The 22754-nt window shown below is 66.2% G+C and carries 20 protein-coding genes; 5 read left to right on the forward strand and 15 right to left on the reverse strand.

All coding sequences use genetic code 11. The annotated features are described in order from the left end of the window. The first annotated feature begins 15 nt into the window (after positions 1-15). Together ACA097_RS12095 and ACA097_RS12100 are read left to right on the forward strand one after the other, a co-directional pair. Positions 16-876, forward strand: a complete 861-nt coding sequence (locus ACA097_RS12095; RefSeq protein ID WP_371370510.1) for a LuxR C-terminal-related transcriptional regulator — start codon at positions 16-18, stop codon at positions 874-876. Between the two features lie 160 nt (positions 877-1036). Continuing rightward, positions 1037-2047: an alpha/beta fold hydrolase gene (locus tag ACA097_RS12100; RefSeq protein WP_160285451.1), complete on the forward strand. Its 1011-nt coding sequence runs from the start codon at positions 1037-1039 to the stop codon at positions 2045-2047. A 362-nt stretch (positions 2048-2409) separates the two neighbouring features. Here ACA097_RS12100 and choV read toward each other — a convergent pair whose 3' ends face one another. The 4 genes from choV to choX all read right to left on the reverse strand — a co-directional run bounded on the left by choV (position 2410) and on the right by choX (position 6511). After that, the gene (choV, locus tag ACA097_RS12105; RefSeq protein WP_371370252.1) at positions 2410-3588 is read right to left on the reverse strand and encodes a choline ABC transporter ATP-binding protein; all 1179 of its coding nucleotides are present in this window, start codon (positions 3586-3588) and stop codon (positions 2410-2412) included. A gap of 6 nt (positions 3589-3594) precedes the next feature. Next, a complete protein-coding gene (choW, locus tag ACA097_RS12110) occupies positions 3595-4434 on the reverse strand; it encodes a choline ABC transporter permease subunit (RefSeq protein WP_043248123.1) in 840 nt (279 codons plus the stop codon). Positions 4435-4475: 41 nt separating this feature from the next. Next, positions 4476-5414, reverse strand: coding sequence for a choline ABC transporter substrate-binding protein (locus ACA097_RS12115; protein WP_043248121.1), 939 nt, complete (start codon positions 5412-5414; stop codon positions 4476-4478). Positions 5415-5635: 221 nt separating this feature from the next. Beyond that, positions 5636-6511 (reverse strand): choline ABC transporter substrate-binding protein, encoded by an 876-nt coding sequence (choX, locus tag ACA097_RS12120; protein WP_371370511.1) that lies wholly within the window; start codon positions 6509-6511, stop codon positions 5636-5638. A gap of 382 nt (positions 6512-6893) precedes the next feature. Between choX and ACA097_RS12125 the strand changes: the two genes are divergently transcribed. From ACA097_RS12125 to ACA097_RS12135, 3 genes are all read left to right on the forward strand, one after another. Next, on the forward strand, positions 6894-8270 hold the full coding sequence (locus ACA097_RS12125) for an L-serine ammonia-lyase (protein ID WP_160285503.1): 1377 nt from the start codon (positions 6894-6896) through the stop codon (positions 8268-8270). A gap of 364 nt (positions 8271-8634) precedes the next feature. Further along, positions 8635-9738 (forward strand): GlxA family transcriptional regulator, encoded by a 1104-nt coding sequence (locus ACA097_RS12130; RefSeq protein ID WP_043248118.1) that lies wholly within the window; start codon positions 8635-8637, stop codon positions 9736-9738. Positions 9739-10051: 313 nt separating this feature from the next. After that, positions 10052-11193 (forward strand): IS3 family transposase gene (locus ACA097_RS12135; protein WP_371365441.1). Its coding sequence is split into 2 segments (ribosomal slippage): positions 10052-10304 and positions 10304-11193, totalling 1143 coding nucleotides; the frame shifts between segments, so codons are not numbered across the junction. Positions 11194-11300: 107 nt separating this feature from the next. Here ACA097_RS12135 and siaD read toward each other — a convergent pair. From siaD to ACA097_RS12190, 11 genes are all read right to left on the reverse strand, one after another. Further along, positions 11301-12101, reverse strand: a complete 801-nt coding sequence (siaD, locus tag ACA097_RS12140) for a biofilm regulation diguanylate cyclase SiaD (RefSeq protein WP_371370253.1) — start codon at positions 12099-12101, stop codon at positions 11301-11303. Positions 12102-12105: 4 nt separating this feature from the next. Then, entirely contained in the window at positions 12106-12486 is a 381-nt protein-coding gene (siaC, locus tag ACA097_RS12145) for a biofilm regulation phosphoprotein SiaC (RefSeq protein WP_043248113.1), read from the reverse strand. Between the two features lie 24 nt (positions 12487-12510). Further along, positions 12511-13053, reverse strand: coding sequence for a biofilm regulation protein kinase SiaB (gene siaB, locus ACA097_RS12150; RefSeq protein WP_371370254.1), 543 nt, complete (start codon positions 13051-13053; stop codon positions 12511-12513). 9 nt (positions 13054-13062) lie between these two features. Next, the gene (gene siaA, locus ACA097_RS12155) at positions 13063-15057 is read right to left on the reverse strand and encodes a biofilm regulation protein phosphatase SiaA (RefSeq protein ID WP_160285446.1); all 1995 of its coding nucleotides are present in this window, start codon (positions 15055-15057) and stop codon (positions 13063-13065) included. Positions 15058-15200: 143 nt separating this feature from the next. Beyond that, a complete protein-coding gene (locus tag ACA097_RS12160; RefSeq protein ID WP_371370255.1) occupies positions 15201-16247 on the reverse strand; it encodes a chemotaxis response regulator protein-glutamate methylesterase in 1047 nt (348 codons plus the stop codon). Between the two features lie 10 nt (positions 16248-16257). Further along, positions 16258-16845: a chemoreceptor glutamine deamidase CheD gene (cheD, locus tag ACA097_RS12165; RefSeq protein ID WP_371370256.1), complete on the reverse strand. Its 588-nt coding sequence runs from the start codon at positions 16843-16845 to the stop codon at positions 16258-16260. 1 nt (position 16846) lies between these two features. Beyond that, positions 16847-17695, reverse strand: a complete 849-nt coding sequence (locus tag ACA097_RS12170) for a CheR family methyltransferase (RefSeq protein ID WP_371370257.1) — start codon at positions 17693-17695, stop codon at positions 16847-16849. 125 nt (positions 17696-17820) lie between these two features. Beyond that, positions 17821-19839, reverse strand: coding sequence for a methyl-accepting chemotaxis protein (locus ACA097_RS12175; RefSeq protein WP_371370258.1), 2019 nt, complete (start codon positions 19837-19839; stop codon positions 17821-17823). 50 nt (positions 19840-19889) lie between these two features. Then, the gene (locus ACA097_RS12180) at positions 19890-20375 is read right to left on the reverse strand and encodes a chemotaxis protein CheW (RefSeq protein ID WP_371370259.1); all 486 of its coding nucleotides are present in this window, start codon (positions 20373-20375) and stop codon (positions 19890-19892) included. Next, positions 20362-22194, reverse strand: coding sequence for a chemotaxis protein CheA (locus ACA097_RS12185; RefSeq protein ID WP_371370260.1), 1833 nt, complete (start codon positions 22192-22194; stop codon positions 20362-20364). The genes ACA097_RS12180 and ACA097_RS12185 overlap by 14 nt, the downstream gene beginning before the upstream one ends. Positions 22195-22326: 132 nt before the next feature. Next, the gene (locus ACA097_RS12190; protein WP_160285440.1) at positions 22327-22692 is read right to left on the reverse strand and encodes a response regulator; all 366 of its coding nucleotides are present in this window, start codon (positions 22690-22692) and stop codon (positions 22327-22329) included. Between the last annotated feature and the right edge of the window lie 62 nt (positions 22693-22754).

The raw sequence follows: 22754 nt of genomic DNA on the forward strand, positions 1-22754 counted from the left end.
GTCGGCGGCACCAGTATGCTGCCGGCCATGAGCACACCGGTCACACCTCTCGACACCCCGGCCCTGCATGCCTGGCATGCGGGGCTGGCGCGCGCCATGGCCGCGGTGGCCACGACGGAATTCCCGGCCCGCCTGGTCGAGGCGCTGAGCGCGCTGGTGCCCATCGAATCCTCGCTGTTCGGCCTCGAGAGCAAGGGCCAGCCGCCGCGCCATCTGTTCCAGCACGGCATTCCCGAGGAATACCGCGAGCCGCTGACCGAGCGCTACTACGTGCGCGGCTACCTGCTCGATCCGTTCTGCCTGGCCATGGAAGACGGCCTCGCCGAGGGCTTCTACCCGCTGGCGGAAATCGCCCCGGACGACTTCTTCAACAGCGAGTACTACAAGACCTACTACCTCAAGTGCGGCTCGGTCGAAGACAGCCACTACATCGTCGACCTCGACGGCCAGCGCAAGCTCTCCCTGTGCGTCTACCAGGGGCAAAGCGGCGCGCGCTTCAGCGACGAACACACCGAACTGCTGCGCGCTGCCCTGCCGCTGGTGCGCGAGCTGTGCCGCCAGTTCGAACGCAGCGGCGGCCTCGAATTGCTGCTGGCCGGCGGCGAGCCCGGCGCGCAGCCGACGGCGGCGCTGAACCGGCATATCCGCGCGGCCTTCATGAACTTCGGCGGCGACTGCCTGACCGAACGCGAGCGCGAGATCGCCCACCTGCTGCTGCGCGGCCACTCGGTAAAGTCCAGCGCACGCGTGCTCGACATCTCGCCGGAGACGGTGCGCATGCACCGCAAGCACCTCTACACCAAGCTGGAAATCAACTCCCAGGCGGAGCTGTTCTCGCTGTTCATCGACTGGCTGACCCGCGCCGGTTCGGCCTGACGCCCCGCTTTTCGTAGGAGCGAGCATGCTCGCGAAGGCTCCCACAGCGCGATGGTTCGCGAGCAAGCTCGCGCCTACAGGGGACTTCGCCGCACTTGTAGCCGCCCCACGGGCGCAGGCATCCTTACGCATTGCCCAATCGCCCTTCCGAGGAAATCCCATGTTCCGACGCTGGCTCCCCGCCCTTCTGCTGGCCGCCGCGCTGCCGCTGCACGCCGCCGAAACCAAGGTGACCTACGGCCCTGAACTTGAGCGCTTCAACTACGCCTATCCGGTGGGACACTTCAGCTTCGTCTCCCAGGGCAAGCACGTGCACATGGCCTACATCGACGTGAAGCCGGCCAAACCCAACGGTCGCACCCTGGTGCTGCTGCACGGCAAGAACTTCTGCGCCGGCACCTGGGAATCCAGCATCGCCGCCCTCAGCGGCGCCGGCTACCGCGTGGTGGCACCGGACCAGATCGGCTTCTGCAAGTCGACCAAGCCGGAACACTACCAGTACAGCTTCCAGCAGTTGGCGACCAACACCCACGCCCTGCTGGACAAGCTCAAGGTGCACGGCAAGGTGACCATGCTCGGCCACTCCACCGGCGGCATGCTCGCCACCCGCTACGCGCTGATGTACCCGCAGCAGGTCGAGCAGCTGGTGCTGGTCAACCCCATCGGCCTGGAAGACTGGAAAGCCCTCGGCGTGCCCTACCGTACCCCGGACCAGTGGTACGAGCGCGAGCTGAAGACCAACGCCGACAGCATCCGCAAATACGAGCAGGCGACCTACTACGCCGGCCAGTGGAAGCCGGAGTACGACAAGTGGGTGAACATGCTCGCCGGCCTCTACAACGGTACCGGCCACGAGCGCGTGGCGTGGAACTCGGCCTTGCAGTACGACATGATCTTCACCCAGCCGGTGGTCTACGAATTCGGCCAGATCCAGGCGCCGACCCTGCTGCTGATCGGCACCAAGGACAATACCGCGATCGGCAAGGACATAGCGCCGCCGGAACTGCGCGACAAGCTGGGCAACTACGCGGAACTGGGCAAACGCACCGCCCAGGCGATCCCCCACGCGACCCTGGTGGAGTTCGACAACCTCGGCCACGCCCCACAGATCCAGGACCCGCAGACCTTCCACGCAGCCCTTCTCAAGGGCCTGGCCGACGTCAAGCACTAAGCCCTCGTCGGTGACAGGAGAAACGCCGGCTTCCCGCGAGGGACGCCGGCGTTTTCGTTTGGGCGGCGGATAACCCCTTCGGGGTCATTCGCCCTACGCCACCATCCGCGAATCTATCCACGCCGATGTCACCCTGTAGGAGCGCGCCATGCGCGCGATTCGCGGACAAGGCCCGCGCTTACAGGATCGCGCCGCGTTTTCTCTCTACGTCATCCCCGCGAACGCGGGGACCCAGAAGTTATGTAGGAGCGAGCCATGCCTACGATTTCGCGGCCATGGGCCGCTCCTACGGGAGGAATGCGCCACCATGAAAAACGCCGGCCCCCTTGCGGAAGGCCGGCGTCGGAAGTGCCCGGGCCCCGTCAGCCCAGGTTCTTGCCCAGCAGCGCGTGGTACAGCTCGCTGTCGCCGAGCACGCCCACTACGCGGTTATGTTCCTGCAGCACCAGCTTGTGGCCGGTCTGGTAGCGGATCTGCAACGCGTCGCGCATGCGGATGCTGACGTCCACCAGGGTCGGCTCGTGCTTGAGCTTCTCCACCGGGTCGCCCGGCTGCCAGCGCTGCAGGTCGATGATGTTGCTGCCCTGGCGCGCGCTCTTCACCTGGTTGGTCTCGGTGAGACCGATCCAGCAGTCGCGGCCCTGGTCGAGGCACACCTCGTCGGCCTCGTGGCGGCACTGGTCGAGGCCACGCATCAGGCTGGAACCGCACAGTACGTTGAGCGGGTTGGTGTGGGCGACGAAGGTACGCACGTAGTCGTCCGCCGGGCTGAGCACGATTTCCTCGGGCTTGCCGTGCTGGATGATGCGCCCGTCCTTCATGATCGCGATGCGCGTACCGATCTTCAGCGCCTCGTCGAGGTCGTGGCTGACGAAGACGATGGTCTTGTGCAGCTTGCGCTGCAGCACCAGCAGTTCGTCCTGCAGCTGCTGACGAATCAGCGGGTCGAGGGCCGAGAAGGGCTCGTCCATCAGCAGGATGTCACCGTCCATGGCCAGCGCGCGGGCCAGGCCGACGCGCTGCTGCATGCCGCCGGACAGCGAGTCCGGACGCTTGTCGCGCCATTGCGTCAGGCCGACCAGCTCGAGCTTCTCGTCGACCACCTTCTTCCGCTCGGCGGCCGGACGACCCTGCATTTCCAGGCCGAAGCCGATGTTCTCGGCGACGGTCAGCCAGGGCATCAGGGCGAACTTCTGGAAGACCATGGCGATACGCTTGGTGCGCATGGTCTTGAGCGTCGCCGGCGAGCAGTTGGCGATGTCCACCTGCTGGCCTTCGTGCTCGATCAGCAGCTTGCCGCGGCTGACCTTGTTGAGGCCGTTGATGCAGCGCAGCAGGCTCGACTTGCCGGAGCCGGACAGGCCCATCATCACGCAGATCTCGCCGCGGTTGACGTCGAGGCAGGCGTTCTCCACGCCGAGCACCTGGCCGGTGCGCTTGAGGATCTCTTCGCGGCCCATGCCCTGGTCGAGCAGGCGGATCGCTTCCTTGGTGTGGGTGCCGAAAATCACATCCACGTTTTCGAACTTGATCGCAGGCATGGTTGCTTACCTCCCCCGCAGCGAGCGCTGCTTGCACACCCGGTCGAGCAGGATGGCGAGCAGGACGATGGACAGACCGGCTTCGAAGCCCAGCGAGATGTCCGCGGTATTCAGCGCGTTCACCACCGGCTTGCCGAGACCGTCGGCACCGACCAGAGCGGAGATCACCACCATCGACAGCGACAGCATGATGCACTGGGTGATACCGGCGGCGATGCTCGGCATGGCATGCGGCAGCTCGATGCGGCTGAGCAGCTGCCAGCGCGAGCAACCGAAGGCCTTGCCGGCGTCCAACAGCTCCGCCGGCACGTCCTGGATACCCAGGCAGGTCAGGCGGATGGGCGCGGCGATGGCGAAGATCACCGTGGAAATCAGACCCGGCACCACACCCAGGCCGAACAGCGTCAGGGTGGGAATCAGGTAGACGAAGGTCGGCACCGTCTGCATCAGGTCCAGCAGCGGACGCAGCGCCGTGTAGAACCACGGCTTGTGCGCCGCGACAATGCCCAGGGGAACGCCGATGGCCACGCATACCAGTGTCGCGAAGATCACCTGGGCCAGGGTTTCCATGGTCTCCTGCCAGTAGCCCAGGTTCAGGATCAGCAGCAGCGAGGCCAGGGCGAACAACGTCAGGCCGAAGCTGCGCTGGATGAAGTGCACCAACCCCACGATCAAGGCGGTGAGCACCAGCGGGTTGAACCACAGCAGACCGCCGGTGACGCCGTGGATGAGGAACTCGAGCACATCGGAAATCTTGTCGAAGAAGGCTGCCCCGTTACGGGTCAGCCAATCGACGAATGAGGCGATGTGCTCGCCGAGGGGAAGCTTGTGTTCAGTCAGAAACATAATGCGGGCCCATCAAGCAGGTTGGTTGCAACCGACCGCCGTCACTTGGCGAAAGCGACTTTGGCGGCTTCCAGCGCCGGCTTGCCGTCACGCGTAGTGACACCAGCCAGCCAGGCATCGAGCAGTTCCGGATGGTCCTTCAGCCAGGCCTTAGCCGCGTCCTCAGGCTTCTTGCCCTCGTTGAGCACGGCGTCCATCAGCTTGTTTTCCATGTCCAGGGTGAAGGACTGGTTCTTCAGCAGCTGGCCAACGTTGCTGCACTCCTGCAGGTAACCCTTGCGCACGTTGGTGTAGATGGTCGCACCGCCGTAGTTCGGACCGAACACGTCGTCACCGCCGGACAGGTAGTTCATCTTGAAGCGGGTGTTCATCGGGTGCGGTTCCCAGCCGAGGAACACGACCCACTGGTTGCGGCGGGTGGCGCGCTGCACCTGGGACAGCATGCCGGCCTCGCTCGACTCGACCAGCTTGAACTTGCCGAGGTTGAACTGGTTCTTGTCGATCATCCCCTGAACCAGGCGGTTGCCGTCGTTGCCCGGCTCGATGCCGTAGAGCTTGCCTTCGAGCTTGTCGGAGAACTTGCTGATGTCGGCGAAGCTCTTCAGGCCTGCGTTGTAGACGTAGTCCGGAACGGCCAGGGTGTACTTGGCGCCTTCCAGGTTGGCCTTCACGGTTTCCACCGTGCCGGCGTCGGCGTAGGGCTTGATGTCGTTGGCCATGCTCGGCATCCAGTTGCCGAGGAACACGTCGAGGTCCTTGTTGGCCAGCGACTTGTAGTTCACTGGTACGGAAAGCAAAGTCACTTTGGTGGTGTAGCCAAGCGATTCCAGCACTTGGCGAGTCGTAGCGGTGGTCACGGCGATGTCGGTCCAGCCGACGTCACCGAAACGGACCGTGCCGCACGACTCAGGTTCAGCGGCCTGAACCACCAGCGGCGCACTCAGGGACACAGCCAGCAGCAAAGACTTGCAACCTTTCATGAGCGAACTCCTCTGCGGGGTAGGGCGATCTGCGTGGATTTCTTGGTAGGGCTCCGCCGGGTAGCGGGCCCTTTCTTCGTCGATTCGGAAACGATCATGGAACAGGACGATTGCGCCGGATACCGGGTGCGTCGCAACCAGTGCAGGCGAAGTCGCATTCAGCACCAGGGGTGTCGCATCCAGTTCCGGCACCCCGCGCAGACGCTCGCGGGACGCCTCTTTCACTGCTGAACGAGCGCTTTGGAAGCGCTCTGCGCGCGGGGTGCGACACCCTTCAACCAGGCCTCGCGCACCTGCGGATTTGCCTGCAGCCAATCCTTCGCCGCCTGCCGCGGATTGCTGCGCTCGTTGAGCACCGCGTCCATCAGCTTGTTCTCCATATCCAGGTCGAACTTCAGGTTGCGCAACAGCTGCGCGACGTTCGGGCACTCATCAAGATAGCCCGCCCTGACGTTGGTATAGACGGTCGCACCGCCATAGTTGGCGCCGAAGTACTGGTCGCCGCCATCCAGGTAGTGCATCTGCAGGCGCGTGTTCATCGGATGCGGCTCCCAGCCGAGGAAGACGATGGGCTGCTTGAGCACGCCGGCACGCTTGACCGAGGCGAGCATGTCGGCCTCGCTGGACTCCACCAGCTTGAAGTCGCCCAGGCCGAAGGCCTTCTCCGCGATCATCTTCTTGATCAGCTGGTTGCCGTCGTTGCCCGGCTCGATGCCGTAGAGCTTGCCGCCCAGCTGGTCCTTGAACTTGGCGATGTCGGCGAAGCTCTTCAGGCCGGCGTCGTAGGCGTACTGCGGCACCGCCAGGGTGTACTTGGCGCCCTCGAGGTTGGCCCGCACGGTCTGCACCTGGCCCTTGTCGGCGAAGGGCTTGAGGTCGTTGGCCATGCTCGGCATCCAGTTGCCGAGGAAGACGTCGATGCGCTTCTCGGCCATGGCCTTGTAGGTATCGGGCACGGACAGCCGCTCGACCTGGGTGCGATAGCCCTGCTCGCTGAGCAGCAGCCGGGTGACGGCGGTAGTGACGGTGATATCGGTCCAGCCGACATCGGCGAAACGCACCTGGGCACAGGACGGCGGTTCGGCGGCCTGGGCCAGGCCGGCGCAGAGAACGGGTAACGCCAACAGCGACAACCGAAGACACTTCATGAGGTCAGCCTCTAGCCATTGCGGGAAGGGATCGAGCACGGGCCCGGGAACGCAACCATAGCCGTTCGTCGCCCTTTTTCCATGAAACACCCCAAGGCCTAGGACTGTCGACGAATGAATTCCCTCTATCGGGACTGCCCCACATTTATGGGCACTCGCCGAATTGCCGGCTCTTATCCCCGCTTGCTCGACCGTGTCGCAAGCGACGGCGCTTTTGGATAAGGCCGGGTCGGTGCCGGACGCCGGCGTCGAGCGCGAACGGCCGATCATGCGGCGCATCGAGGGCGCGCCCAGCGGCCCACCTCTACGCCCAGTTTCCGCGGAGTCCGGCATGGCCATCAGTGTGTTCGACCTGTTCAAGATCGGTATCGGCCCCTCCAGTTCGCACACGGTGGGGCCGATGCGCGCCGCCGCCCTCTACGTCGGCGCCCTGCGCGAGCGCCAGCTGCTCGGCCGCATCGAGCGCATCGAGGTGAAGCTCTACGGCTCGCTCTCCGCCACCGGCGTCGGCCACGGCACCGACCGCGCGGTGATCATGGGCCTGATGGGCGAATGGCCCGATCGCATCGACCCCACGCAGATCGCTCCGCGCATGGCCGCCCTGCTCGACAGTGGCGAGCTGAACCTGGCCGGCGAGCGGCGCATTCCCTTCGACTGGGTGCGCGACATGCGCCTGCTCGACGAGAACCTGCCCTACCACCCCAATGCCATGACCCTGCTCGCCTACGCAGGCGGCCAGGTGCTGCATGAAGACACCTACTACTCCATCGGCGGCGGCTTCGTCGTCGATGCCGAGCAGGCCGCCTCCGGCGCCCTCGACCAGGACCACACCCGCCTGCCCTACGACTTCGACAGCGCCGCCGAGCTGCTGCAGCTGTGCCGTCGCCACAACCTGCGCGTGTCCGAGCTGATGCTCGCCAACGAGCGCATGTGGCGCAGCGAGACCGAGATCCGCGAGGGCCTCAAGCACATCTGGCAGGCCATGCGCGATTGCGTCGACGCCGGCCTGCGTCACGAAGGCATCCTCCCCGGCGGCCTCAACGTGCAGCGCCGCGCCGCGCGCCTGCACCGCAACCTGCTGGAGATCGGCAAGCCCAATGTCATCGGCTCGACCTTGAGCGCCATGGAGTGGGTCAACCTGTTCGCCCTCGCGGTGAACGAGGAAAACGCCGCCGGCGGGCGCATGGTCACCGCGCCCACCAACGGCGCGGCGGGGATCATCCCGGCGGTGCTGCACTACTACATGCGCTTCAACCCCGACGCCTCCGACGACGACGTGGTGAACTACTTCCTCGCCGCCGCCGCCGTGGGAATCCTCTGCAAGAAGAACGCCTCGATCTCCGGCGCCGAAGTCGGTTGCCAGGGCGAAGTCGGCTCGGCCTGCGCGATGGCCGCCGCCGGCCTCGCCGAAGTCCTCGGCGCCAGCCCCGAGCAGGTCGAGAACGCCGCCGAGATCGGCCTGGAGCACAACCTCGGGCTGACCTGCGACCCGGTCGGCGGCCTCGTCCAGGTGCCCTGCATCGAGCGCAACGCCATCGCCGCGGTGAAGGCCATCAACGCCGCGCAGATGGCCCTGCGCGGCGACGGCCAGCACTTCATCAGCCTCGACCAGGTGATCCGCACCATGCGCGACACCGGTGCCGACATGCACGACAAGTACAAGGAAACCTCGCGCGGCGGCCTGGCCGTCAGCAGCATCGAGTGCTGACCTGATTTCGTTCATCCGCGGGCGGCTGCGCCACCTTTTGGCGCAGCGCCGCCCGACTTTCGGGCACGTCTGACAGACGTTACTTTCCGAAAATGCCGGCACTCGGCGCCGCCGAACCGAGTGCTACCAAAGTCCCCAGGCGCCCCATTCCTTAGGTAATAGCGACATTTCCCTGGTCGCATCCGCGCTCTCAAAAGCGGCCTACAGCGGTCGTTTTCTTTTTTTATTGAACGCACAATCAAGTTAGGCACGGCATTTGCCTTGTTTTAATCAAAGGCGATGACCGGTTGGTCGCACCTTGCACAAAACAACCATAAGAAAGCCCCGCCCCGGGCACCGTGACTAGCGTGAGGAGATCGGCATCATGAATGCTTACAACACCGGAGTTCCCCCGCAAAACCGAGCTCCGCAGTCCATCGGCTTCCTGCTGCTGGACAACTTCACTCTGATCTCCCTGGCCTCCGCGGTGGAACCGCTGCGCATGGCCAACCAGCTCTCCGGCCGCGAGCTGTACCGCTGGCACACCATCAGCCTCGACGGCCGCCAGGTATGGGCCAGCGACGGTCTGCAGATCACCCCGGACGCCGGCGCCGACAACGCCCCGGCGATGGACACCCTGATCGTGGTCGGCGGTGTCGGCATCCAGCGCAGCGTCACCCGCGAGCACGTCAGCTTCCTGCAGACCCAGGCGCGCCTGGGCCGCAAGCTCGGCGCCGTATGCACCGGCAGCTGGGCACTAGCCCGCGCCGGCCTGCTCGACGGCTACGACTGCAGCGTGCACTGGGAATGCCTGGCGGCGATGCAGGAAGCCTTCCCCCGCGTGGCCATGAGCACCCGCCTGTTCTCCATCGACCGCAACCGCTTCACCTCCTCCGGCGGCACCGCGCCAATGGACATGGTGCTGCACCTGATCGGCCGCGAGCACGGCCGCGAGCTGTCGGCAGCGATCTCCGAGATGTTCATCTACGAACGCATCCGCAACGAGCAGGACCACCAGCGCGTGCCGCTCAAGCACATGCTCGGCACCAACCAGCCGAAGCTGCAGGAAATAGTCGCGCTGATGGAAGCCAACCTTGAGGAGCCCATCGACCTCGACGAGCTGGCGGTCTACGTCAACGTCTCGCGGCGCCAGCTGGAGCGGCTGTTCCAGAAGTACCTGCACTGCTCGCCGTCGCGCTATTACCTGAAGCTGCGCCTGATCCGCGCGCGCCAGCTGCTCAAGCAAACCTCGATGTCGATCATCGAAGTCGCCTCGGTCTGCGGCTTCGTCTCCACCCCGCACTTCTCCAAGTGCTACCGCGAATACTTCGGCATCCCGCCGCGCGACGAGCGCCAGGGCCAGCCGATCGGCCAGCCGGTGATGGTCATGCCGATTCCCCAGGACCTCGCACTGATGCCTCACTCCTCGGCAATCTCGGCGCTGAGCCAGGCGCAGGGCGAATCGACCTTCGCCAGCATCAGGGTCTGACGCGCGCCTCGCCGGGGAGCACCTGTAGGAGCGAGCTTGCTCGCTAACGGCGTTCCCTTTCCCCAACCCTCTCCCGCAAGCGGGAGAGGGAGGCGTTCGGCGCAATCCTGTAGGAGCGGATTCATCCGCGAGAATCCCCGCACCGCCCCCCGTAGGGCGCATAACCGCGAACGCGGTTATGCGCCACAGCCCCGCAAGAGAATGGCGGATAACCCCCTCGGGGTTATTCGCCCTACAGGCTCGGCAGTGAAGTGGCCTAATGATTCTGGACACCCCGATAGGGCGTTAAGCTTCGCCCACAGCTGAGGTGTTCATGAGCAGAAGATCATTCAGTCCAGATTTCAAACTGGAAGCCGCCCGCTTGGTGGTGGATCAAGGCTATACGGTGCCGGCCGCCTGCAAGGCGATGGGGGTGGGGCCCACGGCGATGCGTCGCTGGGTGGCGCAGTTGCAACTGGAGCGTGGCGGCCAGACGCCTGCGCATAGCAAGGCGCTGACAGAGGATCAGCGGCGCATTCAGGAGTTGGAGGCGCAAGTCCGCCGCTTGGAGCGGGAGAAAGAGATTCTAAAAAAGGCTACCGCTCTCTTGATGTCGGACGCCCTCGACTAGTCAGGCTGGTCGAGGCATTGGGCGAGCAGTATTCGCGTACGGAACTGTGCCGGTTATTCCAGGTAAATCGCAGCAGTGTTTATGCGGCCCGAAAGCGGCAGGCACGCGTCTGCAGTCGACGAGAAGCGTTACGCCAGCGCGTGGTGGAACTGCATGCCCAGAGCCGCAGCGCGGCCGGTGCCCGAACGCTATCGGCCGCCTTGCGCAACGAGGGCTTTCCTGCAGGCCGTTACCTTGCCGCCCGGTTGATGAAAGAGGCCGGGCTCGTCAGTACACAACGCCGTAAACATCGCTACCGGGTTGCCAAGGAGCACAGTGCCATCGCGGCCAATGAGCTGGCGCGCCGGTTCAATGTGAGCCGCCCCAACCAGGTGTGGTGCGGGGATGTGACGTACATCTGGGCCGGTGGCCGCTGGATCTACCTGGCCGCCGTGATGGATCTGTATGCACGTCGGATCGTCGGCTGGGCCATGTCCAACCGGCCCGACTCACAACTCACCGGGCGCGCTCTGCGGGTGGCCTACGAAGCCAGGGGCATGCCACAGCAACTGATGTTTCACTCCGACCAGGGCTGTCATTACACCAGCCTCGAATTTCGCCAAATGCTCTGGCGCTACGGCATTCGGCAAAGCATGAGCGGTCGAGGAAACTGCTGGGATAACGCGCCGATGGAGCGATTCTTCAGAAGCCTCAAGTCGGAATGGATACCGCCCTCCGGCTACGTCGATCAGCCCCAGGCGGAAGCCGACGTGCTGCGTTACGTCACCGACTACTACAACCACCAACGGCCACACAGTCACAACGATTACCAGACACCGGCACGGCGTGAAGAGCTGGCTGGATAGACCTAAACCAGTGTCCAGTTTTACTTGACCACTTCACAGTCGTGCCGTGCGGTTCGCGAGCAGGAACCAGGCGTCCCCCTCGCTCGTACAAGGGGGCGGTCGTTGGCTCAGGCGCCTTCGGCCACGCTGCTCGCCACGCACTTGTCGCGGCCGCTGCGCTTGGCTTCGAGCATCGCCGCGTCGGCGCGGCTGAGGGTCTGGGAGTAGCTTTCGCCCAGGCGGTATTCGGCAACGCCGAAGCTTGCCGTTACCGACAATGCGTCGGTGCCCACGCGCACCGCCAGCGAGCGGATGTCGTTGCGCACGCGGTCGATCACCTGGCCGGTGTCCACCAGGCGGGTTTCCGGCAGCAGCAGGAGGAATTCCTCGCCGCCCCAGCGGCCGCAGAGGTCGTATTGGCGTAGCGCCGCCTGCATGGCGCGGCCGATTTCCACCAGCACGCGGTCGCCGACTTCGTGGCCCCAGTTGTCGTTGACGTTCTTGAAGTGGTCCACGTCGAGGATCGCCAGCACATAGGGTTTGCCGGAGCGCTGGGCGCGCTCGCTTTCCTCGCGCAGGCGCTCCATCAGCAGGCGGCGGTTGCCGATGCCGGTCAGCGGATCGTGGGTGGAGGCTTCCTTCAGCGCGAGGTTCAGGTCGCGCATCATGTTCTGGTAGCGATCGGAGATCCGCGCGACCTTTTCCAGTTGCCGCAGCTGCTTGTGGTAGCGCTCGGAAAGCGTGCTGTTCTGCGCCCGCGCCATCGACTGGAAGCCGTCGGAAATGCGCGCGATGCGCTCCAGCCGCGCGAGCTGTTCGAGGGACTGCTGGTGCTTGAGGAGCAGGGCCTCGCGCAGCGGATGGCCGACGTATTCCGGGTCGGCCAGCAATTCCTCGATCAACAGGTCCAGCTCGCGTTCGCTGTTCATGGCGTCACTCGTCGTAGGGCTGTATGACGAAGGGGAAGGTGCAGTCTTCGCGGAATTCCTCGGCCAGCTCGGCGACGCGCTCGTTGCGGCGGTCGTAGTGCCAGCTGACCTGGGTCTGGCGGCCTTTGCCGTGAGCTTCCTCGAGCAGGTCGAAGATGTCCATCATCGCCTTGATCGAGCTGGTGTTCAGGTACAGCAGGCGCAGGTCGAGGCTCAGCGGGCGGCTTTCCTGGGCGAGGAAGCGCTCGACCCACTCGATCACCTGGCCGAAGAGTTCGTAGGAGTTCTCGGGATAGGAGTCGCCCTGCATGGCCAGGACGCCGGCCTGCCAGTCGCCATTGATCGACGGAGTGGACTGGGTGCCGGTGATATGAAGGTCGCTCATGGCGTTGTGTTCCTGAAGCCGTGGTCAGATCACGGCGCGCAGACTGAAGAAGGCGCGCCCGTCGGGTTGTTCGGTAAGGGTGGTCTGCAGCGGTTCGCTCGACTTGCGGGCGATGTCCAGCAGGCCGAGCCCGGCGCCGCTGGTGGCCTCGGCATCGCGCGGCCGGCGCAGCTGCTCCTTGTAGGCAGCCTTGAGCTGCACCTTGTCGAGTCCGGCGATGGCCTCGATGCTGCGCACCAGGCTTTGGCCGTCTTCCAGTTCCACCAGGTTGCCGGCGGATACCACGTAGTGGCCGTCGTCGTTGCGGGCGATGGCCACGGTAGCCGAGGCGTCCTGCTCGCCGTAGCCGCGCATCGCCGCATAGTGGCGGATGTTCTGGGTCATCTCGATGTACACCGCGAAGACATCCATGGCCTCGCTGGGATGGGCCTGCTCGGCCTGCATGTAGTTGCGCAGGGCATGACCGATCTCCTCGATCAGGCTCCGCGAGATGGGCCCGTTGAAGCACAGCAGGATACGTTGCCGGGTGTAGCTTTCACGCATGGCCAACAGGTCAAGTGTCTGCATGGCGCACTCCTACTCGAAGCGGAAGGACAGGATGGTGATGTCGTCGCGTTGCGGCCGCTCGCCCTGGTAGTCGGCCAGGGTAGCGGCAAATACCCGCGCCTGCTCGGCCAATGGCAGGCGCGAATGCTCGCGCAGCAGGGCGGCGAAGCGGCTGTTGCCGAAGCCGAAACCGTGCTCGCCGCCGGCCTGGTCGAGGAAGCCGTCGGTGCACAGGTAGAAAGTCCAGCCCGGCTCCAGCGCCAGCTCGACGTTCTCGTATTCGCCCTGGCGCTTGTCGCCGATGGCGCGGCGGCCGCCCTTGTACTCGCGGACCTCCTCGCCGTTGCTGGCGAACAGCGAGATCTTCGCCCCGGCGAAGTGCAGCAGGCGGCGTTCGTGGTCGATGCGGACGAAACCGGCGTCCATGTTCGTGGCCAGCGCCTGGGTAACCTGCTCCTGGCTGAGCATGCCGCGGATCACCTGGTCGGTCTCGCGCAGGATCGACGCCGGGTCGTGGCTCTGCACGCTGTCGATGGCGTGGTCGATGGCGGCCAGCGCGAGCATGGTCATGAGCGCGCCGGGCACGCCGTGGCCGGCGCAGTCGACCACGCCCATCAGGCTGTCGGCAGTGCCTTCGCGGTAGATGTAGAAGTCGCCGCCGACCACGTCGCGCGGTTTCCACAGGACGAAATGGTGGGCGCCGAGGGATGCCTGCAGCTGGCGGTCGGGCAGGATCGCGCGCTGGATCAGGCTGGCGTAGTCGATGGAGTCGCCGATCTTCTTCTGCGCCGCGGCCATCTCGCGGTTGGCGAGCTCCAGCGCCTGGGTGCGCTGGCGCACCTTGTCCTCGAGGTCCTCGGTGTGCCGGCGGACCTGCTCGGCCATGCTCGAAAACGCCACCGACAGTTCGCCGATCTCGTCGCCGCGCGCCTTGGGCAGGGGGCTGTCGTAGTTCCCGGCGGCGATCGCCTTGGCCGACTGGCGCAGGCCGCGCAGCGGCTTGAGCACCAGCAGTTCGACGGTGTAGGCGAAGCCCAGCAGGAGGATCGCCAGCAGCCCCACAAGGGTGCCCACCAGCGGCCAGATCCAGCGGCTGTCGAGCACCTGAGCGGCGTGCAGGTCGACGGCGCTGAGCACATGCCAACGCAGCTCGGGAATGTAGGCAGTGGCCAGCAGCTGGCGCTTGCCGCCAAGGGTCGCCCAGAAGGTGCGCACCTCGCCCGGATGCGCCTGGGCGTCGTCCATCACTCCGCGCAGGCCACGGCGCTCGTCGTCGCTGCCGAGCAGGTCGAACACCTTGTGCTGCGCGCCGCCCCCGGTTCCGGCGCCGGAGCTGTAGGCGATCAGCTTCTTGTCCGGATGCGCCTGGATGGCGCCGTCGGCGTCGACGATCATCGCGGTCACGCCCGGCTCGCGGCGCGAGATGAACTGGTCGAGGAAGTTGGTCAGGTCCAGACCGCCGCCGGCCAGGCCGACCTTGCGATTGCCGGCGATCACCTGGACGTTGAACCAGACCTTGGTGGCGCGCAGCTTGGCGTCGTAGTTGACGTTGATGTTGTACGGCGCATCGCTGCGCATGGTCGCGAAGTACCAGCTGTCCTGCGGGTCGTCGGCGCTCAGGGTGTAGCGCGGGGCGTTGGACAGCGGCGCGGTGGCGTCGTTGAAGTAGTAGTGGCGGGAAGCATCGACGATGACGAAGTAGGAATACTCGCCAAGATCGCCCCGATAGCCTTCGGCCTCGCGGAAGAAGCGCGTGCGGCGCTCGGAATTGCCTTCCTCGAGCAGCCAGTCCTGGGTCACCACCGACTCGGCGAGACGCCGCGACAGCGACAGCTCGCGGATCACCGGCGCGAGAATCTTCTGCTGGTTGAGCAGGGTGAAGTTCTTCGCGTACGCCAGACCGAAGTGGGTACGGATGTCCTCCATCGCCTTCCAGCCGAGCAGCACGGCGGGCACCAGCGCCAGAACGCAGGCCAGCAATAGCGCCACTACCGATTTGCCGCGCAACCCCCACCTTGCCGCCATGGCCGTCCCCAGAAGTCCCGATCGCCGAATCTAGTGTCGTTCTTTTGGCGAAAGCGTAATTGTGCAGCCGTACAAGAACGCAGGCAACGCATATTGACATCAGATTGCCATTGTTTTGACGCCACGCAATTGACCCGGGAATTCTAGACGCGATTGCCGCCGCCGCTATGTCGAGCCTGTAGCAAAAGTGCGCCAGCTATCGCTTCCAGCGGCAGCACCTGCTGCACCGCGCCCAGCTCGACCGCCTCGCGGGGCATGCCGTAGACCACGCAGCTGGCTTCGTCCTGGGCGACGGTGAAGCCGCCGGCCTGGCGGATATTCAGCAGGCCGCGGGCGCCGTCCTTGCCCATGCCGGTGAGCAGCGCCGCCAGCAGGTTGCGCCCGGCGCAGCGGGCAAGGGAGTCGAAGAGCACATCCACCGCCGGCCGATGGCCGTTGACCGCCGGCGCCTGATTGAGCCGGGCGACGTAGTTGGCGCCGCTGCGCTCGACCCACAGGTGATAGTCGCCCGGAGCAATCAGCACCTGGCCGGGGAGGATGCGGTCGCCGTCGCCAGCCTCGCGCACCTGCAGGCGCGTCTGCCGGTTCAGCCGTTCGGCATAGGATCGGGTGAAGCCCGGCGGCATGTGCAGGGTCACCACCGTCCCCGGGCAGTCCGGCGGCAGGCCGAGCAGGACTTCCTTGATCGCCTCGGTGCCGCCGGTGGAGGCGCCGATGGCGATGATCTTCTCGGTGCTCAGCAACGGCCCGAGGGCCGCGCAAGGCGTGGGCGCCGCGCGCCGCTGGCCGACCCGCGCGCGGGCGGCGGCCTTGAGCTTGGCGCGGATCTCCTCGGCATAAGCCTGCATGCCTTCGGCGATGCCCAGGCGCGGCTTGGCGACGAAATCGACGGCGCCTAGCTCCAGCGCCCGCAAGGTCGCCTCCGAGCCCTTTTCGGTAAGCGACGAGACCATCACCACCGGCGTCGGCCGGCCCTTCATCAGCTTGTCGAGGAAGGTCAGGCCGTCCATGCGCGGCATTTCCACGTCCAGGGTCAGCACGTCCGGCGCATGCTGCTTGATCAGGTCACGGGCGACGTAGGCGTCCGGCGCGCCACCGACCCACTGCAGCTCGGGGTCGGCCTGGATGATGTCCTTGAGCAGGCTGCGGATCAGCGCCGAGTCATCCACCACCAGTACTTTCGCCGGCATCGCGCACCTCCTAGAAAATATCGACGCCACCGTCGCGCGCCCGGGTGCTGAGCACGCGCTGGTAGTCGGACTCGCGCTGCAGCACGGTGTCGTTGGCCAGCACATGCAGCTTGCGCAGCAGCACGCGGCCGCTGGCGGGAAAGAAGTAGAGCTTGCGCGGATAGACGTCGAGCAGGTCCTGGCCAACTACCGGAATCTGTTCGGTGTGCAGGTAGTCGAGGACGAAATCGACGTTGCGCTGGCCGACGTCGGCGCTGAGGTTCTGCAGCACCGAGGCGCCGCCGAATACCTTGGCCTCGAAGTGCCGGCGCTGCCCGCCTAGGCGCTGCAGCTGGCTTATCAGCAGGTCCATCGCATGCACGCCGTAGCGCGCCGAACTGGACAGCAGCGGGTTGGTGCCGGTATCGCCGGGCAGCATGAAATGGTTCATCCCGCCCAGCTTGTTGATCGTGTCGTACAGGCACACCGAGACGCAGGAACCGAGCACCGTGACCAGCAGCAAGTCGTCGGCGGTGGCGAAGCATTCGCCGGGCAACAGCTTGACCGCCTCGCGGCCGAAGCGCGGGTCGTGGTAGCGGTTGAGCTGCGCCGCGCCCATCTCAACGGGCCGCCACGCGCTGGTAGGTGCTGCGGCCCACGGCGCGCACCAGGTGGCCGGCGTGCACGAAGTTCTCCGAATGGCCGGCGAAGAACAGTCCGTCCGGCCGCAGCAGGCGCACCAGGCGTTCGAGCAGGGCGGTCTGGGTGGGCTTGTCGAAATAGATCATCACGTTGCGGCAGAAGATCGCGTCGAACTCGCCCTGCACGTCCCAGCGCGCATCGAGCAGGTTGATCTGCTGGAACCTCACCAGCTCGCGCAGCTCCGGCACCACCCGCACCTTGCCGGCATTGGGCCCGCTGCCGCGCTGGAAGAAGCGCTGCTTGCGCGCCAGCTCCAGGGACTCCACGCGCTCCAGCGGATAGATGCCCGCGCGCGCGGTATCCAGCACCCGGGTGTCGATGTCCGAGGCGAGGATCTGCACCGGCGCCTGGAAGCTGCCGAAGGCCTCGACCAGGGTCATGGCCATCGAGTACGGCTCCTCGCCGGTGCTGGAGGCGGACGACCAGAAGCGCAACGGCCGATGCCGGCGCGCGGGATCGCGTGCCAGGGTGGCGAGGGTGTCGAAGTGATGCCGCTCGCGGAAGAAGGCGGTGAGGTTGGTGGTCAGCGCGTTGACGAACTGCTGCCACTCCTCGTCGTTCTCCGCCAGGTAGGCGAGGTAAGCGCCGAAGCTGTCCAGGCGCAGCGCCCGCAGGCGCCGGGACAGGCGGCTGTAGACCAGCTGCTCCTTGCTCTCGGACAGGCTGATGCCGGTGCGCCGGTAGAGCACCTGGCGCACCTGCAGGAAGTCGCGGCGGGTGTAGAGGAACTCGTGGCCGCCTGGGTTCGGCAGAGTGATACCGCTCATGACTGCATTCCTTCGCCGGCCAAGGAGAGACGACCGTAGGAGCGGATCTCATCCGCGAAACGCGCCGGAGAACCCGGCTATCGCGGACAAGGTCGGCTCCTACGGGGATCGCGTTTACCGGGGTCTCAGAACTCCTCCCAATCCTCATCCTTCTTCGCCCTGCCCGCCTTGGCCAGGCCTCGCGCCGCGCGCGAGCTCGGCTGCGCCGCGGCGACCGGCGCCGGGCGTGCCGCCGCCAGCGGCACCACGCGCGGCAGGTCGTCGAGCTTGAACACCGCGACCGACTGGTTGAGCAGGCCGGCCTGCTCCTGCAGGGCCTCGGCCGAGGCCGCGGCCTCTTCCACCAGCGCGGCGTTTTGCTGGGTCATCTCGTCCATCTGCGACACCGCGCTGTTGACCTCCTCGATACCGCTGCTCTGCTCGGCGCTGGCCGCGGCGATCTCGGCCATGATGTCGGTCACCCGCTTGATCGCGATGACGATGTCGCTCATGGTCTGGCCGGCCTGGGCCACCAGGGTGTTGCCGCTTTCCACCTTGTCCACCGAGTCGGAGATCAGCGTCTTGATCTCCTTGGCCGCCGCCGCCGAACGTTGCGCCAGCGTACGTACCTCGCCAGCCACCACGGCGAATCCACGACCCTGCTCGCCGGCGCGCGCCGCTTCCACCGCGGCGTTCAGCGCGAGGATATTGGTCTGGAAGGCGATGCCGTCGATGACCCCGATGATGTCTGCAATCTTGCGCGCCGAGTCGTTGATCGCCGACATGGTGCCGACCACCTTCTGCACCACGTTGCCGCCCTCGGTGGCCACCTCCGAGGCGTTCACCGCCAGCGAGTTGGCCTGCCGCGCGTTCTCCGCGTTGAGCTTCACGGTGCTGGTCAGCTCTTCCATGCTCGAGGCGGTTTCCTCCAGGCTGGAAGCCTGCTGCTCGGTGCGGGTCGAGAGCTCGGTGTTGCCGCTGGCGATCTCGCCGGCGGCGGTATTGATGGTGTCGGCCGCTTCGCGGATCTGCCCGAGCATCCGCGAGAGGCTCTGCGCGGTGTTGTTGGAGTAGTCCTTGAGCTCGCCGAAGGTGCCCTGGTAGTCGGCCTCGATGCGCTGGGTGAGGTCGCCCTGGGCCAGCGCCGCGAGCATCCGCGAGACGTCCTTCAGCCCCTTGTCGGCGGTTTCCACCAGGCTGTTCAGGCCGGTGGCCAGCTTGAGGAAGAAGCCTTCCTTGTTGACCTGGTCGATGCGCTTGCTGAAGTCGCCGGCGGCGGCCGCCTCGACCAGCTGCGAAACCTCCTGCTCGGCGCGGAATTCCTCGGTGCGGTCGGTCCACTGCACGGCCGAGCCCAGGCGTTGGCCGGCATCGTTGAACACCGGCACCACGTCGAGGGCGAAGCGCCGCCCGCCCAGGCTCAGCTCGGCCTTATGCGGCGCGCTCAGGTGCGCCAGCATGTTGCGCTGGTGCGCCGGGTTCTTGTGGAAGATATCGATGTTGGCGCCCATCAGCTTGCTGGCGTTGAAGTTCGGCAGCTGCTTGCGGATGTCCGCCTCGGCGCGGCTGAGCATCTCGCTGACGGTGCGGTTCATGTAGATGATGTCGAGGTCGTTGTCGGCGATCATCACGTTGGCCGAGACGTTGTCCAGCGCGCTCTTGATCCGCGCGTTGTAATCGGCGGCGGCGGCGTTGGCCTTGAGCGCGTCGCGCACGCCGTCGATGGCCTCGGTGATCTGCGCCTTCTTGCCCGGCAGGCGGTCCATGTCGACGCTGAGGTCGCCGCGGCCGTAGGCGGTGACTGTCGCCACCACCCGCATCTTCACCGCGATGTGCGCAGCCACCAGCTCGTTGATGCCCTGGGCGATGCGCGCGGGGCGCCCGTCGAGCTTGGCCACCGGGATCACCTCGTCGATCCAGCCGGCGTCGTGCTGGCGGGTCATCTCCGCCAGGCCCGCTTCCAGAACCTGCACCTGCTCCTGCTCGGCGCGCTGCTGGCGTAGCACTTTCTGCACCTCGCGCAGGCCCTCGTAGAGGCGTTCGTAGCCAGGCGCCGGCGCGTCGCCGATGGCGGCGTCGAGACGACCCTCGGCCAGCGACTGGAGGACAGCGGTGATGCGATCGGCGCGCTGCTGCGCCACGGCGTGTGCGTTGAACAGTCCCATCTTCTCGTTCCTCTGCGCTTGAAGCTGCGTGCAGTTGTTGGCGTCCGCGATCAGGCCGCGGCTTCGTCGACCAGCGCCATCTCGCGGCTGGTCATGAGTTTTTCGATGTCCACCAGGATCAGCATCCGTTCGCCCGCGGTGGCCAGGCCGAGCAGGTATTCGGTGTCGAAGCTGGAGCCGAACTCCGGCGGCGGCTTCACCTCTTCGGCGGCCAGGGCGATGACGTCGGACACCGAGTCGACCACCGCGCCGACGATGCGCCGGCCGACGTTGAGGATGATCACCACGGTGAACTGGTCGTAGCCGACGTCGGCCAGGTTGAACTTGATGCGCAGGTCGACGATCGGGACGATCGCGCCGCGCAGGTTGATCACGCCCTTGATGAAGGCCGGCGCGTTGGCGATCGCGGTGACCTGGTCGTAGCCGCGTATCTCCTGCACGCGGAGGATGTCGATGGCGTACTCCTCGCGGCCCAGGGTGAAGGTCAGGTACTCCTGCGCCAGGCTTGCCGCCTGGTGCGCTTCAACTGTGCTCATGCAGGTTCTCTCCTCGCGCCGCCAGGCGCGGCAAGGCATCGACATCGAGGATCAGGGCGACGCTGCCGTCGCCCATGATGGTGGCGCCGGTGATGCCGTCGATCCGGCGGAAATTCTGTTCCAGGCTCTTGATCACCACCTGCTGCTGGCCGACCAGCTCGTCCACCTGCAGGGCGAAGCTACGCCCCTCGGACTCGAGGATGACGACGATGGCGCGCTCCGGCGGCAAGGCTTCGCCGCCGATATGCAGCAAGTCCTGCAGGGAGAACAGCGGCAGGTACTCGCCACGCACGCGGATCACCGCCGAATCCTCGCCGGCCATGCCGCGCACGTCGTCGGCGCGGGCCTGCAGCGACTCGACGATGTAGGTCAGCGGGATCACGTAGTTCACGTCCGACACCGCGACTATCAGGCCGTCGAGGATGGCCAGGGTCAGCGGCAGGCGGATGGTCAGGCGGGTGCCCATGCCGGGCGCCGAATCGAGGTCGATGCGACCGCCCATGGCCTGGATGTTGCGCTTCACCACGTCCATGCCGACGCCGCGCCCGGACAGCTCGGTGACCGCCTCGGCGGTGGAGAAGCCGGGCAGGAAGATCAGCTGCCAGACCTCGGCGTCGCTCATGCCGTCATGCACCGGCAGGTTCTTCTCGCGGGCCTTGGCGAGGATGCGCTCGCGCGACAGGCCCCGACCGTCGTCGGACACCTCGACCACGATGCTGCCGCCCTGGTGGCTGGCCGAGAGCTTCACCGAACCGCTGGCCGGCTTGCCCGCCGCCACGCGCTCGGCGGGCGACTCGATGCCGTGGTCGATGCTGTTGCGGACGATGTGCGTGAGCGGGTCGCTGAGCTTCTCGATCACGCTCTTGTCCAGCTCGGTGTGCTCGCCCTGCAGGTGCAGCTCGACCTGCTTGCCCAGGCGCTGCGAGGTGTCGTGCACCAGGCGCGGGAAGCGGCTGAAGATGAAGCTGATCGGCAGCATGCGGATCGACATCACCGATTCCTGCAGGTCGCGGGTGTTGTGCTCGAGCTGCGCCAGGGCCTGCTGCAGGCGCTCGTGGCGGCCCGGGTCGAGGCCTTCGCTGAGCTGGCCGAGCATGGCCTGGGTGATCACCAGCTCGCCGACCAGATTGATCAGGCTGTCGATCTTCTCGACGCTCACGCGGATCGAACTGGACTCGCCCTCGCCGCGCACCTCGGTCCGCACGGGTGCCGCCTTGGCGGCCACCGGTTCGACGACCGCAGGCGGCGCAGCCACAGGCGCGGCCGGGCTGCCGGGGGCGTCGTCGAAGAAGCCGAAAGCCTCGTCCGCCTGGGCGGTCGGCGCTCCGGGTGCTTCATCGAAGAAGCCGAAGTCCTCTTCCTCTGCCGCAGGAGCGCCAGGGGCCTCTTCGAAGAGGCCGAAGGCGGCGTCCGCCTCCGGGGTGGCGACCGGCTCCTGCAGCCAGGCGCGCAGGCGCTCGACGCAGGCCTGCACCGGCAGGTCGGGATCGGGGCGCTGGTAGCGCTGCACGTCGAGCAGGCGCTGCAGCAGGTCGCGGGTTTCCAGGAAGACCGTGATCATGTCCGGGTGCAGCGCAGTGCGCCCGCAGCGGATCCGGTCGAGCAGGGTTTCCAGCTCGTGGGTGACGGCGGTCAGGTCGTCGAAGCCGAACATGCCGCTGGAGCCCTTGATCGAGTGGGCGGCGCGGAAGATGCCGTTGAGCGCCTCGGCGTCCGGCTGCTCCAGGTCCAGCCCGATCAGCAGCAGCTCGAGGGTGGCGAGGTGCTCATCGGTCTCTTCGAAGAACACCTGGAGGAACTGGCTCATGCCCTGGTTCATGCTTCGTCATCCGTCGGGGCGGCCTGCCGCGAGCGCGTCGCAGCCCTGCTCATGTTCATCTGCCCATCTCCATCAGCGGCGCGGAGGCGCCAAGGGACTGCGCAGGATGGCTCCCGCGCGATCAATGGGGGTTCAGGGGAGGACCTTGCGGGTGACTTCCAGCAGCTTCGGCGGATCGAACGGCTTCACCAGCCAGCCGGTGGCGCCGGCGGTGCGGCCCTGCTGCTTCATGGCGTCGCTGGACTCGGTGGTGAGCATCAGGATCGGCACGCTGCGGTAGTTGCCCATGTCGCGCAGGCTGCGGATCAGCGAGAGGCCGTCCATGTTCGGCATGTTCTGGTCGGTGAACACCAGGTTGTAGGCCTTGCGCTGCGCCTTGCCGAGGCCGTCCTTGCCGTCCACCGCCTCGTCCACCTCGTAGCCGGCGGACTTGAGGGTGAAGCTGAGCATCTGGCGGATCGACGCGGAGTCGTCGACGATCAGGATCTGCTTGCCCATGACTCTCTCCTTGCGGGTTTCCATGTTCCCGGGCGCCTACCCGGTACCGCTCCTGCGTGGGC

This window comes from Pseudomonas sp. QL9 (assembly GCF_041409665.1).
GTDB lineage: Bacteria > Pseudomonadota > Gammaproteobacteria > Pseudomonadales > Pseudomonadaceae > Pseudomonas > Pseudomonas knackmussii.